Origin of the sequence: Spirillospora sp. CA-108201, from assembly GCF_050936235.1 — a bacterium.
Taxonomy (GTDB): domain Bacteria; phylum Actinomycetota; class Actinomycetes; order Streptosporangiales; family Streptosporangiaceae; genus Spirillospora.
In genome coordinates this window covers 8,455,392-8,472,916 of the sequence record NZ_JBNJNE010000001.1, presented here as the reverse complement: position 1 = coordinate 8,472,916, position 17,525 = coordinate 8,455,392, and the positions used below count along the sequence as shown (strand labels likewise).

Annotated in this window: 14 protein-coding genes and 1 pseudogene; 12 read left to right on the top strand and 3 right to left on the bottom strand. The window is 73.2% G+C overall.

From position 1 onward, the window contains the following. Nucleotides 1-238 precede the first annotated feature (238 nt). From ACQEU6_RS40610 to ACQEU6_RS40570, 9 genes and pseudogenes are all read left to right on the top strand, one after another. On the top strand, nt 239-1,405 hold the full coding sequence (locus tag ACQEU6_RS40610; RefSeq protein WP_499339015.1) for an ROK family transcriptional regulator: 1,167 nt from the start codon (nt 239-241) through the stop codon (nt 1,403-1,405). Nucleotides 1,406-1,478: 73 nt separating this feature from the next. Then, entirely contained in the window at nt 1,479-2,948 is a 1,470-nt protein-coding gene (locus ACQEU6_RS40605; RefSeq protein ID WP_499339014.1) for a sulfatase family protein, read from the top strand. Next, on the top strand, nt 2,948-4,087 hold the full coding sequence (gene gcvPA, locus ACQEU6_RS40600; protein ID WP_499339013.1) for an aminomethyl-transferring glycine dehydrogenase subunit GcvPA: 1,140 nt from the start codon (nt 2,948-2,950) through the stop codon (nt 4,085-4,087). The genes ACQEU6_RS40605 and gcvPA overlap by 1 nt, the downstream gene beginning before the upstream one ends. Next, on the top strand, nt 4,084-5,664 hold the full coding sequence (gene gcvPB / locus ACQEU6_RS40595) for an aminomethyl-transferring glycine dehydrogenase subunit GcvPB (protein WP_499339012.1): 1,581 nt from the start codon (nt 4,084-4,086) through the stop codon (nt 5,662-5,664). Before gcvPA ends, gcvPB begins: the two co-directional genes overlap by 4 nt. Before the next feature lie 7 nt (nt 5,665-5,671). Further along, on the top strand, nt 5,672-6,778 hold the full coding sequence (locus tag ACQEU6_RS40590; RefSeq protein ID WP_499339011.1) for an ATP-NAD kinase family protein: 1,107 nt from the start codon (nt 5,672-5,674) through the stop codon (nt 6,776-6,778). Continuing rightward, nucleotides 6,775-7,131, top strand: a pseudogene (locus tag ACQEU6_RS40585) (SDR family NAD(P)-dependent oxidoreductase); the annotation flags it as partial. The gene ACQEU6_RS40590 and the pseudogene ACQEU6_RS40585, both read left to right, overlap by 4 nt. Before the next feature lie 118 nt (nt 7,132-7,249). Continuing rightward, a complete protein-coding gene (locus tag ACQEU6_RS40580; RefSeq protein ID WP_499339010.1) occupies nt 7,250-7,555 on the top strand; it encodes an SDR family NAD(P)-dependent oxidoreductase in 306 nt (101 codons plus the stop codon). A 34-nt stretch (nt 7,556-7,589) separates the two neighbouring features. Continuing rightward, the gene (locus ACQEU6_RS40575) at nt 7,590-8,234 is read left to right on the top strand and encodes a GntR family transcriptional regulator (RefSeq protein ID WP_499339009.1); all 645 of its coding nucleotides are present in this window, start codon (nt 7,590-7,592) and stop codon (nt 8,232-8,234) included. Further along, the gene (locus ACQEU6_RS40570; protein WP_499339008.1) at nt 8,234-8,899 is read left to right on the top strand and encodes a GntR family transcriptional regulator; all 666 of its coding nucleotides are present in this window, start codon (nt 8,234-8,236) and stop codon (nt 8,897-8,899) included. The genes ACQEU6_RS40575 and ACQEU6_RS40570 overlap by 1 nt, the downstream gene beginning before the upstream one ends. A gap of 12 nt (nt 8,900-8,911) precedes the next feature. Here ACQEU6_RS40570 and ACQEU6_RS40565 read toward each other — a convergent pair whose 3' ends face one another. Beyond that, nucleotides 8,912-9,718, bottom strand: coding sequence for an ATP-binding protein (locus tag ACQEU6_RS40565; protein ID WP_499339007.1), 807 nt, complete (start codon nt 9,716-9,718; stop codon nt 8,912-8,914). A gap of 248 nt (nt 9,719-9,966) precedes the next feature. On the opposite strand from ACQEU6_RS40565, the gene ACQEU6_RS40560 reads away from it, so the two are divergent. The 3 genes from ACQEU6_RS40560 (at nt 9,967) to ACQEU6_RS40550 (ending at nt 13,166) form a co-directional block, all read left to right on the top strand. After that, nucleotides 9,967-10,923, top strand: coding sequence for a LysR family transcriptional regulator (locus tag ACQEU6_RS40560; protein ID WP_499339006.1), 957 nt, complete (start codon nt 9,967-9,969; stop codon nt 10,921-10,923). 119 nt (nt 10,924-11,042) lie between these two features. Then, a complete protein-coding gene (locus ACQEU6_RS40555) occupies nt 11,043-11,711 on the top strand; it encodes a GntR family transcriptional regulator (protein ID WP_499339005.1) in 669 nt (222 codons plus the stop codon). Nucleotides 11,712-11,894: 183 nt separating this feature from the next. Then, the gene (locus ACQEU6_RS40550; RefSeq protein WP_499339004.1) at nt 11,895-13,166 is read left to right on the top strand and encodes a S1 family peptidase; all 1,272 of its coding nucleotides are present in this window, start codon (nt 11,895-11,897) and stop codon (nt 13,164-13,166) included. A 73-nt stretch (nt 13,167-13,239) separates the two neighbouring features. Here the strand turns inward: ACQEU6_RS40550 and ACQEU6_RS40545 are convergent, their stop codons facing one another. Then, complete coding sequence (locus tag ACQEU6_RS40545) at nt 13,240-14,685, bottom strand: aminopeptidase P family protein (protein ID WP_499339003.1); 1,446 nt, start codon at nt 14,683-14,685, stop codon at nt 13,240-13,242. Nucleotides 14,686-14,813: 128 nt separating this feature from the next. Next, entirely contained in the window at nt 14,814-17,342 is a 2,529-nt protein-coding gene (locus tag ACQEU6_RS40540; RefSeq protein WP_499339002.1) for a collagenase, read from the bottom strand. Nucleotides 17,343-17,525 lie beyond the last annotated feature (183 nt).

Genomic DNA, 17,525 nt, shown 5'->3' with positions numbered 1-17,525 from the left:
TCATCGGGCCGACGATCCCGTCGTGAAACGGCTGCTCCAAAGGAGCCGGATGAGATTCGGCCCTCGGTCTTCCTGGCAGGTGTCCGCGAGGTCGCGGCCCGGCGCACGACGGCGGCTCGGCGCCCGGGCGACCGGGGCGGGCGCGCGCGATCCGCAGGACCGCGCTGGTCAGAGCCATCCCGGACGTTTTCGTCCGAAGCATTGACATTAATCGAGGGCATCGTTCATGCTTCCCGGCATGGAGAAACGGGCGGACGCGCTGCAACGGCTCCGGCAGGCCCACGAGGGCGCCGTCCTTGCGGCGCTGCGCGCCGAGGGGCCGATGAGCCGGACACGGCTCACCGAGCGCACCGGCCTGTCCCGCACGACGCTGTTCGCCATCATCTCCGAGCTCATGGAGCGCGGGGCGGTGATCGAGTCCGGGGCCGAGGACGACGGCCGGCCCCGCGGCCGCGGGCGGCCGGCGACCCGCGTCTCGCTCAACCCCGACGCCGGGCTGCTGATCGGCGTCGACCTCGGGCGGCGGCGGATCCGGGTCGCGATCGCCAACATCGCCCGGCAGGTCGTCGCCACCGCCGTGGACGACTCGGCGCCGGACGCGGACGAGGGCGAGCAGGCCGACCTCGCCGTCGCGCTGATCCGCAAGGTCTGCGACGACCGCGGCATCGGGCTGCGCGCGCTGGAGGCGATAGGGATCGGCCTGGTCGGGGTGATGGACGCCTCCGACCGGCGGTGGCGCGCCGCCGAGCGCCTGGAGTCCGCCTTCGGCACCCGCGTCGAGGTCGACAACAACGCTCGCCTCGCCGCGCTGGCCGAACAGACCTGGGGGGCCGCGCGCTCGGCCGAGGACGTGGTCTACGTGCGGTGGGCGGTCGGCGTCGGCGGCGGCTTCATCTCCGGCGGGCGGCTGCTGCGCGGGGCGCACGGCGCGTCCGGCGAGCTCGGCCACGTGTCGGTCGACCCGGCGGGGCCGCCCTGCCACTGCGGCGGGCGCGGCTGCCTCGAAGGACGGATCGGCGTGCCGGCGCTGCTGGAGGCCGCCGCGTCGCGGGGCGTCCGGCTGACGGGCACCGACGACCTGCTGGAGGCCGCGCGGTCCCGGACGCCCGCGGTGACCGAGGCGGTCGTCGAGGCGGCCCGCACGCTGGGGACGGTCCTGGCGGGCACCGTGGCCCAGCTCGACCCCCGGCGCGTCGTCGTCGGCGGGGACCTCGCCACGCTCGGCGGCCTGGTCCTCGACCCGATCCGGTCGGCGATCGGCGGGCTCGCCCTGCCGGGCAAGCCGCGCGCTCTGGACGTCGTCCCGGCCGACCTCGGGCCCGCCGCCTCGGCGATGGGCGCGATCGCCCTGGTGCTCAAGGAGCGGGACCCCCTCCCGCCCGGCTCGGAGCCCGCCGACCCCTAGAACCGGCCCGCCCCGCGGACCGCAACACAGCGTCGATTTTTGTAAACCCTCAGGAATTAATGAACGGAGTCCCGTGCCCCCTCGCAACGTCCTGATCCTCATGACCGACCAGCACCGGGTCGACACGCTGGGCTGCTACGGCAACCCGGTCGTCCGCACCCCGGCGCTGGACGGGGTGGCGGCCGAGGGCACCAGGTTCGACCGGTTCTACACGCCGACCGCGATCTGCACCCCCGCCCGCGCCTCCCTGTTCACCGGCACCCACCCGTTCCGCCACGGCCTGCTCGTCAACCCCGAACGCAACGGCGGCGCCAAGGACGAGGTGGACGACGACTTCCCCAACCTCGTCCGGCCGCTGCTGGACGCGGGCTACAACGTGGGCCACGTCGGCAAGTGGCACATCGGCCGCGAGCGCGGTCCCGAGTACTACGGCATGGACGGCGAGCACCTGCCCGGGGCGCTGAACCCGTTCCACCACCCGTCGTACCAGGCCTGGCTCAAGGACAACGGGCACCCGCCGTTCAAGGTGCGCGAGGCGGTCTTCGGCAAGGCCCCCAACGACTCCGGGCGCGGCCACCTGATCGCCGGAAGGCTGGAGCAGCCCGCCGAGGCGACCATCGAGACGTTCCTCGCCGACCGGGCGATCGAGCTCGTCGACCGGTACGCCGCCGACGGGCGGCCGTTCGCGCTGACGTGCAACTGGTTCGGCCCGCACCTGCCCTACCTGCTGCCGGACGCCTACTACGACCTGTACGACCCGGCGGACGTGCCGCTGCCGGAGTCCATGGCCGAGACCTTCGCCGGCAAGCCCGACGTCCAGCGCCGCTACGCCGAGTACTGGTCGGCCGACCACTTCGACGCCGACGCCTGGCGCAAGCTGATCGCCGTCTACTGGGGCTACGTCACGATGATCGACGAGCAGGCCGGGCGGATCCTCGACCGGCTCCGCGAGCACGGCCTGTGGGACGACACGACGGTCGCCTTCACCGCCGACCACGGCGAGTTCACCGGCGCGCACCGGCTCAACGACAAGGGCCCCGCGATGTACGAGGACATCTACCGCATCCCCGGGATCATCCGGGTGCCGGGCGCGCCGGTCCGCGCGGTCGACGAGTTCGCCACGCTGATCGACCTGCACGCGACGATCCTGGACCTGGCCGGGCTGCCCGCCGGCGACCCCTGCGACGGCCGGAGCCTGCTGCCGCTGATCCGCGGGGAGGACGACCCCCGCCCCGAGGTGGTCGCCGAGTTCCACGGCCACCACTTCCCCTACTCGCAGCGGATGATCCGCGACCGCCGCCACAAGCTCGTGTTCAACCCCGAGAGCGTCCACGAGCTGTACGACCTGGAGGACGACCCCCACGAGCTGCGGAACGTGTACACGGCGCCCGCCTACGCGGACGTGCGGCGGGACATGACCGACCGGCTCTACCGGGAGCTGCTCCGCCGGGGCGACCCGGCCTCCACGTGGATGAGCTACATGGCCGACATCGGCGCCGGGCGGGCGCCCGACGTCGACGGCATCGCGGACGAGGTCGCGTGATGGCCGCCGCCGGCTGCTACCACCACCACGTGCCCGCGGTCGTGGACGAGGTGGTCAACCGGAGCGGATTCCTCACCGCGTACGCGGGCGAACCGTACGAGGACCACGGCCGCTTCCAGGCGCTCTGGGAGTACCAGTCGCTGATGGGCGAGCTGCTGGAGATGGACGTCGTGAGCGTGCCGGTGTACGACGGCTACCAGGCCGCGGCCACCGCGCTGCGCATGGCGGGACGGATCACCGGTCGCCGCAGGCTGCTGCTCGTGACGGCCGTCCTCCCGGACAAGCTGTCCAAGATCAAGGACTATGTCCGCCCCGACCACGACGTGGTCGTCGTGCCGGTGGATCCCGCCACCGGGCTGGCCGACCCGGCCGCGGTGCGGGCGGAGCTGGCGGGCGGGGACGTCGCGGCGGTGTTCGCCGAGGCGCCCTCGGCGTCCGGGATCCTGGACCCCGCGCTCCCGTCGCTGGCCGAGACGGCGCACGAGGCCGGGAGCCTGTACGTCGTCGGCTGCAACCCGATCTCGCTGGGGGCGGTGACGCCGCCGTCGGGGTACGGCGCCGACATCGTCTGCGGCGACGTCCAGCCGCTCGGGCTGCCCATGAGCTACGGCGGGATGAACGGCGGCTTCATCGCGACGCGGGACGAGGAGCTCTACGTGGGCGAGTTCCCCTCCCGGCTGTTCGGCCTGGCGCCCACCAGCGTCGAGGGCGAGTACGGCTTCGGCGACGTGGCCTACGAGCGCACCTCCTTCGCCGTCCGCGAGGAGGGCAAGGAGTGGGTGGGCACGGCCGCCGCCCTGAACGGCATCGCCGCCGGGGTCTACCTGGCGCTGATGGGGCCGCGGGGCATACGCGAGGTCGCGGAGACGATCCTCGCGAACACCCGGTACGCGCTGGACCGGCTGGCCGGGGTCCCGGGCGTGGAGACCCCCTACGCCGGCGCCCCCCACTTCGCCGACTTCACGCTCCGCTTCACCGGCTCCCGGACCGCCGCCGAGATCGGCGAGGCGCTGCTGGAGCACGGGATCTTCGGCGGCAGGGTCCTGTCGGGGACCGACGCCCTGTACTGCGTCACCGAGATCCACACCAAGGACGACATCGACCGGCTCGCCGAGACCCTCCAGGAGATCGCCAAGTGAAGACGGGCCCGCCCCCCTCCCCCCTCACCCCCGCCGACGCGAAGATCGGCCCGAAGCCCCCGCTGCGCCGGTTCCACCAGGCCCGGTGGGACGAGCCGCTGCTGTTCGAGCTGGGCTCCCCGGGCGAGCGCGGCGTGCTGCCGCCCCTCCCGGAGGCGCCGGCGGACGCCGTCCTCCCGGACGGGCTGCGCCGCACCGCGCCGCCCGCGCTGCCGGAGCTGTCGCAGCCGCAGGTCCTGCGGCACTACCTGCGGCTGTCCCAGGAGAACCTCGGCGCCGACTTCAACGTCGACGTCGGCCAGGGCACCTGCACCATGAAGTACAGCCCCAAGGTCAACGACCGGTTCGTCCGCGACCCGAAGGTGGCCGGGCTGCACCCGCTGCAGGACGAGCGGACCGTGCAGGGCGTCCTGGAGATCATGTACCGGCTGGAGGGGCTGCTCCGGGAGATCTCCGGCATGGACCGGTTCACCCTCCAGCCGGGCGCGGGCTCCGCCGCGATCTACACCAACGTCGCGATGATCCGCGCCTACTTCGCGGCGCGCGGCGAGGCCGAGACCCGCGACGAGGTCATCACCACGATCTTCTCCCACCCCTCCAACGCGGCGTGCGCGAAGACGGCCGGCTTCAAGGTCATCACCCTGTACCCGGACGCCGACGGCTACCCCGACATCGAGGCGCTCAGGCGGGCCGTCGGGCCCCGCACCGCCGCCCTGCTCATCACCAACCCCGAGGACACCGGGCTGTTCAACCCGCGGATCGAGGAGTTCGTCCGGATCGTGCACGAGGCCGGCGGGCTGTGCGCCTACGACCAGGCCAACGCCAACGGCATCCTCGGCATCACCCGCGCCCGCGACACCGGGTTCGACCTGTGCCACTTCAACCTGCACAAGACCTTCTCCACTCCGCACGCCTGCGGCGGGCCCGCCGCGGGCGCCTGCGGCGTGACCGCCGAGCTCGCCCCCTACCTGCCGACGCCGACCGTCGAGTTCGACGGCACCCGCTACCGGCTGGACGACGACCGGCCCGAGTCGATCGGGAAGATCCGGCCGTTCTACGGGGTCGTGCCGAACCTGGTGCGCGCCTACGCCTGGATCATGTCGCTGGGCGGCGCGGGGCTGCGCGAGGCCGCGGAGGTGGCCGTCCTCAACAACAACTACCTGATGGCGAAGGTGCTCCAGATCCGCGGGGCGTCGGTGCCGTACGCGCCGGGGCGGCCCCGGGTCGAGCAGGTCCGCTACAGCTGGGAGCGGCTCGCCGAGGAGACCGGCGTGCACAGCGGGGACATCGGCGTCCGCGCGGCCGACTTCGGCACCCACTACTGGACGAGCCACCACCCGTACATCGTCCCCGAGCCGATGACGCTGGAGCCGACGGAGTCCTACTCCCGGGCCGAGCTGGACGAGTACGCCGCCATCCTCGCCGAGGTGGCCCGCGAGGCCTACGAGGACCCGGAGACCGTCCGTACCGCGCCGCACCGCTCCACCGTGCACCGCGCCCGCGAGGACGTCCAGGACGACCCGGCCACCTGGGCCGTCACCTGGCGCGCCTACCGCAGGAAGATCCTCGGGGAGTGAGGCCGCGATGAGGATCGGGCTGGTGGTGAACCCCGTCGCCGGGCTCGGCGGCCGGGTCGGCCTGAAGGGCAGCGACGGCGCCGACGTCCAGGAGAGGGCCCGCGCGCTCGGCGCCGCGCCGCGCGCGTCCGAGCGCGCCACGGCCGCGCTGGCGGAGCTGCGCTCGCGGCTCGGCGTCCCGTTCGCGGTGCCGACCGCGGGCGGGTCCATGGGCGAGGACGCCGTGCTCGGCGCCGGCCTGGTCCCCGACGTCCGGTACCGGCCGGGCGAGCCCACCGCGGCGGCCGACACCGTGCGCGCCGCGGCCGCGCTCGCGCCGCACGTCGACCTGCTGCTGTTCGCCGGCGGCGACGGGACGGCGCGCGACGTGCTGGACGCGGTCGGGGCCTCGGTCCCCGTGCTCGGCGTGCCCACCGGCGTGAAGATGCACTCGGCGGTGTTCGGGGCGACGCCGCGCGCCGCCGGGGAGGCCGCCGCCCTGACGGCCTCCGGCGGCGCGCGGATCCGGGACGCCGAGGTCATGGACCTCGACGAGGACGCCGTCCGGGACGGCCGCGTCTCCGCCCGCCTGTACGGCCACATGAGGGTGCCCGACGTCCCGGTGCGCGTGCAGCAGCGCAAGGTGGGCGGCACGGTCGCCGATCCGTCGTCGGTCGCCGGCATCGCCGCCGGCCTCGCGGAGCGCGCCGGGCCGTCCGGCCTGCTGGTGCTCGGGCCCGGCACCACGATGCGCGCCGTCGCGGCCGCCCTCGGCGCCGACGTTCCCCTCATGGGCGTCAACGTACTGACGGGCGGCGGGGCGGTCGTCGCGGCGGACGCCGCGGACGCCGAGCTGGAGGCGCTGGCGGGCACGGCTCCGGCGTGGATGGCCGTGACTCCCATCGGCGGGCAGGGTTTCCTGTTCGGCAGGGGCAACCAGCAGATCTCCCCCGCCGTGCTGCGCGCCGCCGGCCGCGACCGGCTCGCCCCGGTGGCGACCGAGGCCAAGCTCGCCTCGCTCGGCGGACGCCCCCTGCTGGTCGACACCGGCGACGAGGACCTCGACGCCGGACTGCGCGGTCACCTGCCCGTGCTGACCGGGCACGGGCGGCTCGCCATGTACCCCGTCCGATGAAAGGGAGAGCGAACGTGAACTCACTCGAAGGCAAGAGCGCCGTGGTCACCGGGGCCGCGGGCGGCATCGGGCGGGCCGCCGCCGAGCTGATGGCGGAGCTCGGCGCGGCGGTCGTCCTGGCCGACGTCGACGGCGAGGCGGGGGCGCGGGCCGCGGAGGCGATCGGGGCCGCCGGCGGCCGGGCCGTCTTCGTGCGCGGCGACGTCACCTCCGCGGCCGACTGCGCGCGGATCGTCGGCGCCGCCCGGGACGCCCACGGCGGGGTGGACGTCCTGTTCAACAACGCGGGCGTCATCCGCCGCTCCACGGTCCTGGAGATCTCCGAGGAGGACTGGGATCTGGTGATGGCCGTCAACGTCAAATCGATCATGTTGATGAGCCGGGCGGCGATACCGTTGATGGCCGCCGCCGGGGGGCGGCAGTATCATCAACACCGGCTCGGGGTGGGGTGTCCAAGGGGGAGCGCAGGCCGTGTCCTACTGCGCTTCGAAGGGCGCCGTGGTGAACATGACCCGGGCCATGGCGATCGACCATGGGCCGCGGAACATCCGGGTCAACTGCGTGTGCCCCGGCGACACCGACACCGGCATGCTCGCCGAGGAGGCCCGCCAGCTCGGCGCCTCGGCGGAGGCGTTCTACGCCGAGGCGGCGGACCGCCCCCTCGGCCGGATCGGCCGGCCCGCCGACATCGCGGCGATGGTGGCGTTCCTCGCCGGGGACGCGGCCGCGTTCGTCAGCGGGGCCGTCATCCCGGTCGACGGCGGCGGAACGGCCTGACCGTCCGGTCACCCCAGGAGAGGAAGACGACAGCATGCCGATCGACCGCCGCCCGCTTCGCGAACAGATCAAGGACGAGATCCTCGACCGGCTGGGCAAGGGCGAGTTCGCCCCCGAACAGGCGATCAACGAGATGGTGCTGGCCGCGGACCTCGGCGTCAGCCGCACCCCGCTCCGCGAGGCGCTCATCGGGCTGGAGCGCGAGGGCATCATCGTGAGCGAGCGCGGCAAGGGGTTCCGCTTCGCCCCGATGAGCGCGAAGGAGTTCGACGACCTCACCACGATCGTCGCCGCCCTGGAGTCGCTGGCGCTGGAGTCGACCGACCCCGGGTTCCTGCGCTCGGTCGCCCCCCGGCTCCTGGAGGAGGCCCGCGCGTTCTCCGCCCCCGAGGCGGAGCACGCCGTGATAGAGCGCTACGACGACGCCTGGCACGACCTCCTGCTCTCCGGCTGCCCCAACGACCGGCTGATGGACCTCATCACCTCGCTGAAGCTCACCATGCACCGCTACGAGCGCGTCGTGGTCGGCGACTGGGAGGTCCTGGAGCGCTCGGCCGAGGAGCACGAGCGGATCGCCGAACGCCTGGTCGACTCGGACGTCGAGGGAGCCGTCGAGGCCCTGAAGGCCAACTGGCAGAGCGGCAAGGACCGGATCCTCGCGCGCCTCACGGAGCGGTGATGCCGAACCTGCCCTCGCTCGGCCCGAGGAAGAGCGTGCGGGTCCAGATCGCCCACGCGCTGCGCGCGTCGATCGTCAGCGGCCAGATGCGGTCGGGCGTCGTGTACTCCGCCCCGGCCATCGCCGAGCGGTTCGGCGTGTCCGCGACCCCCGTCCGGGAGGCCATGATCGACCTGGCCCGGAAGGGGCTGGTCGAGGTCGTCCGCAACAAGGGCTTCCGGGTCGCCGACCTGTCCGACCACGAGCTGGACGAGATCACCGACGTCCGGTCCCTGATCGAGGTCCCCGCCGCCGTGCGGCTCGCGCGGTCCGGCCGTGCCGCGGAGGTCCGCGCGCTGCGGCCGCTGGCCGAGGCGATCGTGACGGCGGCGGAGCGGCGCGACGTCGTCGCCTACATCGACGCCGACCACCGCTTCCACCTCGCGCTGCTCGGGCTCGGCGGCAATGCGCAGCTCGTCCGGCTCGTGGGCGAGCTGCGCCACAAGTCCCGCCTGTACGGGGTGCCGAGGCTCGCGGAGCGGGGCGAGCTCGAACCGTCCGCACGCGAGCACGAGGACCTGGTCGAGGCGGTGGCGAACGGCGACGCCCAGGGCGCCGAGGCGCTGATGCGCCACCACCTGCGGCACGTCCGCGGGATCTGGGCGGACCGGCCCGAGGGCCGCTGAGGCGGGCGCCGCTCAGCACAGGTCCCACGACCGCGCGCGGCGGGCGGGGCCGCCGGCCGCGCCCTCCTCGCACAGCCGGACCATCTGCTCGACGACCTCGATCGCGTCCGAGGGCGGATACCGGACGACGCCGCGTCCGGGCAGGTCGCAGAGCAGCGCTCCGTCCTTCACCCACACCCACAACCCCGCCCCGAAGTGCACCACCGTCGCCTCGGCGCCGAGCGAGACGCGGGCCCGCAGCCCGCGCACGGCGGCGAGCTCGCGGAGCCGCTCGGGCGGCGGGTCCGGCGCCGGCGCGGGCAGGACGGCCGCGGCCGGCAGCGGGAGCGTGAAGTAGACGGCCTTGCCGGACACCGGCCCCGGGCCGAGCCGTCGGCGGGTGGGGTGGACGCCCCAGAGCCCGCCGGCCTCCTCGGTCAGCGCGTTCACGATCATCAGGCCGCGGCCGCCGCAGGCGTCGGAGGCGGGCCTCCCGGTGACCGGCGCGGCGGCGTGCGCCGGGCCGGCGGCGGTCCCCCGCCAGGGCGCGGCGTCGAACACCTTGAGGGTGAGGTGGGGAGAGGGGTGGCGGCTGAGGTACGCCCACACCTCGGCCCGGTCCCGGTCGCCGTGCACGACGGCGTTGGCGGCGAGCTCGGAGATGATCGTCTGGGCGTCGTCCACGGCGGCCGGGGGCATGCCCAGCTCGGCGAGCACCGACCGGGCGACGGAGCGCGCGAACGCCGCCGCCCTCGGTCCGGGCGGTAAGGGCCATGCCGGAAACGCGCCATCGGCCAGTCGCGCGCCCTTTGTTTCCGCAGTCCGCGGCTTTTCCGGCATGGCGATCACTTTCCACGAGGATTGTCGGCGGCGCGTCCGGCCCCCAAGGAGGGGAAAGGGGTGAGAAGGGTCCTCATCCTGGGGGCCGGCGAGACGGGATCTCCCTTCTTCCATCCGCGCGACCACGGCCGGAGGACCGAGGGTGAGGGTGCCGCCGGCGCCGTGATCGCCCACCTGTGTGGAGGGGTACGGAGATTATTGCGGTCGGTCCGAGTCGCGGGTCATCGGCTGATGCATAATTTCCAGCTATGGATCTCGACATCAGTCACCTTCGGATGGTGTGCGCGATGGCGGAGACCGGGAGCGTCACCCGGGCGGCGGCCCGGATGGGAATGTCCCAGCCCGCAATGTCGAACCAGCTCCGCCGGGTCGAGGAGATCGTCGGCGGGGCGCTGTTCACCCGCAGCCGGTCCGGCCTGGAGCCGACGCCCCTCGGCGGCCAGGTCATCAGCCGGGCGCGGACGATCCTGTCCGAGATGGACACGCTGTTCGGCGACCTGCGCGGACCGCGGAGCCCGGAGGGGACCCTCGGCCTCGGATGCGTCCACCTCGCCTGCGTCGGGAGCGTCGTCGCGCGGACGGCCGAGGCCCTGCCCGGCCGCGAGATCTCGCTGCGCATCGAGCCCTCCTCCGCCCTGCTGGGCGACGCGCTCGCCCGCGGCCATCTGGACGCCGCGCTGATCGGGCTCATGGAGGGCTTCGACATCCCGATGGCGGCGCCCGTGGTCAGCCGCACCCTGGTGCCGCGCTACCCGATCTTCGTCACGCTCTCCGATCGGCACCCGCTCGCCGGCCGGGACGAGATCGACCTGTCCGACCTGCGGGACGAGGCGTGGATCGCCCCGCCGGGCGCCGACGACGGCTCGCTGTCCTCCCTGCGGGCCTCGTGCCGCGCGGCCGGCTTCGAGCCCATCGTGCGCTACGAGGCGCCGAGCGGGGCGGCGTGCCCGCTGGTCGCGGCGGGGCACGGCGTCCGGATGGTGGACCCGTCCTGGCCGCCGCACCCCGGCACGGTGGTGCGGCCCCTGGTCGGAGAGCCGCAGATCGCCAGGCTCATCGTGGCCTGGCGGCGGGACCGCCTGGACGAGGAGGAGGCCGGCGCCCTCTACCGGGGCCTGGCCGCCGCGTACGTGGAGCACACCGGCAGCCATCCGACGTTCGAGGCCTGGTGGCGGGCCCATCCCCAGGTGCACCCGCTGCTGTGACCGCCGCCGCGGCCACGCGCCCGTGATCACGCCGTCCGGTGCGGGCCGCCGGGCCTGCGGGCCGCCGGGCCTGCGGGCCGCCCACGTGGCGGTATTCTGATCACGGGTGAGGAGGGCCGATGGATCCGGTGGCCGATGCCCTGGTCGGGCTGCCTGACCTCGGCGGCCAGAGCAGCCTGCGCGGCCAGGTGGCCGACGCGCTGCGCAAGGCGCTGGCGACGGGCACGCTGCGGTCCGGCGTCGTGTACTCCGCCCCGACCCTCGCCGACGAGTTCGGGATCTCCCCCACTCCGGTCCGCGAAGCCATGATCGACCTGGTGCGGGACGGCCTGTTCGAGGCCGTGCGCAACCGGGGCTTCCGGGTGGTGCGGCCCTCGGCCCGCGACCTCGCCGAGCTCACCGAGATCAGGGAACTGGTCGAGATCCCCGCCGTCGCGCGGCTGGCCGGCGCCGTTCCCGAGGCGACCCGCCCCCGGCTGCGCGCCCTCGCCGAGGAGGCGCTCGCGGCGGCGCGGGACGGCGACCCGATCCGCTTCCTCGACGCCGACCGGCGCTTCCACACCGAACTGCTCGAACTCACCGGCAACCGGACGCTCGTCCGCACGATCCTGGACCTGCGCGGACGCTCGCAGATGCACGCCCTCGTCCGTCCGGCCGCGCCCGAGACGCTGGTGGCGTCGGCGCGTGAGCACCTCGGGCTGCTGGACGCGCTCGTCGCCGGGGACGCCGAGAAGGCGCGGGAGCTCATGACGCGCCACCTCGACCACGTGCGGGGCGACCGCGCCTGAGGGCGCCCTCCGCCCGCGCATCACCTGGCCGGATCCGGCCATGACCTCCCGGAGCTGGACCTTCGCCGGGGCGGGTGCTCTTGGCAAGTGACGTTTCACATTTTACAGTGCAATTTCACATGGCATTGCGGACGCCGCGGCCGGACACCGCGGCACCCCCCGTCCGCGAAGGAGGCTCCCCGTATGGTCCGCCCGAATCGCAGAAGGGTCGCCGCGGCCGTCATCGCGGCCGCCGCTCTGACCGCGGCCTCACCGGCGGCGCCGGCCCGTGCCGGCGCCCACGATGACCGTGGCGCACCCCCCGCCCCCTCCCCGCACCACCGGTCGCGGTCCCAGATCCAGCAGCAGGCCGAGAAGACGCTCGTCAGGCAGATCGTCAAGGACCACGGCGTCTCGGCGGCGGAGGCCGGCCGCCGAGCCGACCGGCAGCCCGCGCAGTTCAGGCTGGCCGCCCGGCTCGGCAAGGACCTGGGCTCCGCGTACGGCGGCGCCTGGATCGACCAGGCGCACGGCGGCGAACTCACCGTCGGCGTCACCGGAGCCGGGGCGGCGGCCAGGGTGTGGTCGAAGGCGAAGGCCGCCGGTCTGGGCACGACCAGGACGACGAAGGTCCGGTACGGCTTCGGCCATCTCCAGCGGGTGTCCGCCTCCCTGGCCAAGCGGGTCGCCGCCGCCAACGAGGGTGCCGGGAGCGGCCTGCAGACCGGCATCATCACGTCCGGCAACGCGGTGAGGCTGAGCAGCCTCAGGGGCGCCGCGCTCACCCCGGCCCAGCGCGACGTCATCGGCTGGGCACGGCGGACGTTCGGCGACGCCGTCCAGGTGTCGACCTACGCCCACAGGTCGGTGCCCCTCTACTGCTACGACGACTACAGCTGCGACCCCCCGCTGCGGTCGGGCCTGGCCATCTTCACCGGCGGCGCGCGCTGCACCAGCGCGTTCATGACGTACTCGGGCAGCCGGTACCTCATGCTCACCGCCGGTCACTGCGCCGAGCTCGGCTACTGGTGGGACGTGTCGACCTACAGCTACGGCTACCAGAGCGTGGGAGGCGCCGCGGACCACACCTTCGGCTGGTACGGCGACTACGCCGCCGTCTCGATCGACGACCCGGGATGGTGGCGGCCCAGGGGCTGGGTGCTCCCCCAGACGTCCGTCCACGGAAGCGCGAGCGACTACGTCGGCGGTTACGTCTGCAAGCAGGGCTCGACCACCGGCTACACCTGCGGGTCGATCACCGAGGTCGACGCCACCGTCTCCTACCCGGACCGGACGCTGTCCGGCATGACCTGGAGCACCGCGTGCGACGGGCCCGGCGACAGCGGCAGCGGCGTCTTCGACGGCGGCTACGCCCACGGCATCCTGAGCGGCGGCCCGGACTCGGGCTGCGGAATGATCCACGAGCCCGTGGGCCGGGCCCTGTCCGGCCTGGGGGTGTCCCTGCTCAGCGGCTGACCTCTCCGTCGGCCCGAGCACAGGGGCGGTGCCGCTCCCGGTGGCCCCGGGAGCGGCACCGCCCGTCACGCCGTCAGTCGTTCAGGGACTGCATCCAGGTCTCGATCTCCTCGGGGTGGCGGGGAAGGGCGTGGGACATCAGGCGGGCGCCGGTCTCGGTGACGAGGACGTCGTCCTCGATGCGCACGCCGATCCCGCGCAGTTCCGGGGGCAGCGTCAGGTCGTCCGGCTGGAGGTAGAGGCCGGGCTCCACGGTCAGGACGTGACCGGGGCGCAGCTCCCCGTCCAGGTACTGGGACGCCCGCGCCGCCGAGCAGTCGTGGACGTCCATGCCGAGCATGTGCCCGCTGCTGCAGAGGGTGTAGCGGCGGTAGATGCCCGACTCCGGATCGAGCGCGTCCTCCGCGCTGCGCAGCACGCCCCAGTCCTGGAGTCCCTCGGCGATGACGCGCATCGCGGCCATGTGGAAGTCGCGGAAGCGCGCGCCCGGGCGCACGGCCGCCAGCCCCGCCTCCTGCGCGTGGTAGACGAGGTCGTAGACCTGGCGCTGCCGCGGGGTGAACCACCCGCTCACCGGGAGGGTGCGGGTGATGTCGGCGGTGTAGAGGGTGTCGGTCTCGACCCCGGCGTCGAGCAGGAGCATCTCGCCGAGGCGCAGGGTGCCGTCGTTTCGCGTCCAGTGCAGGACGCAGGCGTGCGCCCCGGCCGCGGCGATGGTGTCGTAGCCGACGCCGTTGCCCCTGATCCGCGCGACGCGCTCGAAGGTGCCCTCCGCCCACCGCTCCCCGCGCGGCATCCCGGCGACGCGGGCGAGCCCGGCGGCGACCGCGGTGAAGCCGTCCACCGTGTGGTCGACGGCGGCCTGGAGCTGGGCGATCTCCCAGTCGTCCTTGACCAGGCGGAGCTCGGCGGCGCGGGCGCCCAGTTCGGCGTCGGCCTCGGGGGCGCGCGCCGGGACCGCCCGGTCGACCTCGGGGTCCACGCCCCGGATCACCCGGGTCGGGACCTGGCCGCGGAGCGCGCCGGCCAGGTCGTCCAGAGGCGCGCAGGCGATCCCGAGCCTCTCCTCGGTCTCGGCCGGCGCGGCGCGGGGGCCGACCCAGAACTCCCCGTGCCGGCGGTCGCGGAAGAAGCCCTCGTCGTCGCGCGGGGAACGGGGCCGGTGGTAGAGGACGGCGTCGTGGCCTGTGCCGGCGGGCTCCAGCACCAGGACCGCGCCGGTTCCGGTGTCGGCGCCGGTGTCCCCGGTGAGATGGGCGTAGGCGGTGTGCGCGCGGTAGCGGTAGTCGGTGTCGTTGCTGCGCACCTTCGGCGGCCCGGCGGGCAGGACGAGGCGTTCGCCGGGGAAGAGCGCCGACAGGGCCGCGCGGCGTTTCTCCGCGTACGGCGCCACGGACCGGCGCACCGGGAACGGCTTCCTGCTCGGGGCCCAGTCCCGGGTCATGAAGGAGGCGAGGGTCTCGGAGACGGGCAGGTCGTGGCTGCCCGTCGCGAAGCGGCCGGCTGCGAGGTCGTCCATGTGAAAGTCCTGGATGTGGAGATGTGTTGACGGAGGGTAAGTGCAATTGCACTGTAATATTTTATACGCACGGAACCGGGGCCGGACCTCCCGGTCCGGCCCCGGCGGATGGGTCGCCAGGTGTCGGATCAGTACTCGGACTTCACCGTCACTCCGCCGAACGCCTGCTTGCCGTAGAGGCTGACGTAGTTGTAGCCCGCGGGCGGGTTGGTGATGGTCAGGGTCTCGTTGTTGCCGGTGTTGGCCGACCGCTGGGTGTAGGACGTCGACGTGGCCCAGCCGCTGGAGCTGTAGTACAGGTCCGCGTCGCCGGTGCCGCCCGACGATGTGATCCTGATCGACTGCGTGCCGGCCGGCACGTAGAGGTACAGGTAGGCCAGGTCGCCCTGGGTGGCCGACAGGTTGCCGCGCTGGCAGTTCTGCCCGAGCTGGCGGGTGTCCGTCCCCGTGCACTCGGTCGTCCCGCCGCCCCCGGCCGACACCGCCAGCTGCTTGGTCGCGGTGCCGGTGGCGCCCTTGTCGTCGGTGACGGTGAGGGACACGGTGTAGGTGCCGTCCGCGCCGTAGGTGTGGGACGGGTTGGCCGAGGTCGAGGTGGCGCCGTCGCCGAAGTCCCACCGGCGGGAGGCGATGGTGCCGTCGGAGTCGGCCGACTGGTCGGTGAAGGAGACCGCCCGGCCGTTCGCCGCGGCCGAGAACGCCGCGGCCGGCGCCTGGTTGCCGCCACCCCCGCCGCCCGCGCACGCGCCGGACGCGCACGCGGCGAGCCACGTCCACCAGTCGCCGTCGTAGCGGGCGCCGATCGTGCTCGTCAGGAACGTCCGGGCCGCGTTCCAGTTGCCGGTCCGGTAGTAGCCGAGCACGGTCGAGACGTCGCCCGGGTGCTTCTCGAACATGTACCGCACCGCCAGGTAGCCCCAGCGGTAGATGCGGGTCGTGTCATGGCTGTAGGTGGTGTTGAACAGCGTGCTGAGCGCGTAGGTGTTCCGCGCCGCCTCGGTGATCGCCGCGTCGTAGACCTCCTTGCGGTAGGAGTAGGAGACGTATTCGGCGAACCCTTCGATCCACCAGATGGTGGGCGTGGTGACACCGGCGTTGAAGTCGCCGTACATGTCGAAGCGGCCGTCGAGGTAGTGCGTGTACTCGTGGTTGAGGTTCCAGATCTGGAACGCCGGGCGCACCCATTCGGCCTCGTAGGCGATGAACCGCGGCTGGTTGCCCGCGGCGGCCGGGTCGCCCTCCAGGTACATGCCGCCGTTGTTGGTGTCGATGCCGAACATCGCGCCGGCGTAGGTCTGGTAGTCGGTGCTCGAATCGAAGACGCAGACCTCGATCGTGGTGTTGCCGTCGTTGGCGACGGGCCTGTTCCCGTCCTTCACCAGGCCGTGGAAGTAGGCGTCCTGGTTCTGGAGGCTGGCGCAGCTGTCCGACAGCTGGGCGGCCGTCATGTCCTGCGCCCGGATCTTGATGCTCGGACTGCAGGTGTGGTTGATGGTCAGGACGTTCGCGGCGAGCCGCTGCGCCAGGTCGCAGGTGCCGTAGTAGGAGCAGTTCGCCTTGTCGTAGTAGTCGGTCATCTCGGCGACGCCGACCCACAGCGGCGCGGTCTTCCCGGTCATGGCGCTCTGCCCGAGCAGCCCCTTGGCCAGCGGCCGGACCTTGGCCTGCATCGCGGAGTGCTGCACGAAGCGGGTCAGTTCGCGTCCCGCGTTGGACGTCAGGTAGCTGCGGTCGGTGCCGAGCAGGGAGATGTGGCCGGAGGCGAAGGAGTCGAGCGTGTCGAGCACGCTCTGGTCGGACTGGACCGCGGAGACGAACTCCGGGACCTGGTGGCCGCGGAACAGCACCGTGTAGACGTTGTTGACCGCGTTGAGCATCCACCAGAACGCGTCGTAGGAGCTGTTGTAGCCGGTCAGCAGCCGCTTGACCACGTAGATGTAGCGGGCGTTCTCCTGCGCGCTGTCGATCAGCGTGACCGCCTCGGCGAGGACCTCGCCGTTGGCGTCGCTGACCGTCGAGGACCTGGAGTTGCCGAAGTAGGCGTCCAGGCCCGACTGGATCGCCGTCTTCAGGGTGGGCCCGTAGGTGCCGACGGTGGACGGGTTGTACCACTGGACGTAGTAGCCGGCCCGCAGGTAGAGGACCAGTTGGGCCGTCCCGGTGGTGTTGTCGCCCGGGTAGTAGACCGCGTTGTCGCGCAGCCCGTAGGCGACGCTCGCCATCTGCGACTCGCGGAACGCGTAGTACGCGTCGGTGCCGGTGAGGCTGAACAGCGAGTTGACGCAGTCGGTCGTGGACGACTTGATCTGCTGGACGAGCGCGCTTCCGGAACGGCTCGTGAAGTCACTCGCGCTGCACGCCGCGGCGGCCTTGGCGCTCGTCTTCGGAGCGGCCTTCATGGAGGGCCGCTTGTGCTCCGCCTGCTTCTTCGGCTGGTCCGGACTGCTCTTCAGCTCGTTGTTGTCCGCGGAGAGCGGCGGCCGGTCCTTGGCGGGGAGCGGCGCCTTCCGGATGTGGCGCGCGTCGCCGCCGTCGGGGCGGACGGCGGCGGGAGGCGGCTTCGGGGCGGCGTTCGCGGGCGCGACGAGGAACGTCGTCCCGAGGGCCACCGCCATTGACGCCAGCAGGCAGCGGGCCGATCTGCGTCTGTTTCTCACGGGGGTTTTCCTCCATGGGGCGGGCGTCCGGTAGGGGTGCCGGACGGAATCGCGGGGCTCCGGGGGTCCAGGGCCCGGAGGGTCGGGAAAGCGTGCGACCGCAGTGTGTGGTGCGGAAACGCCCCGTGGTCATAAGCCGCACCATCGATCTGGGTTATGGATCTCGCGGACGAACCGCACCGG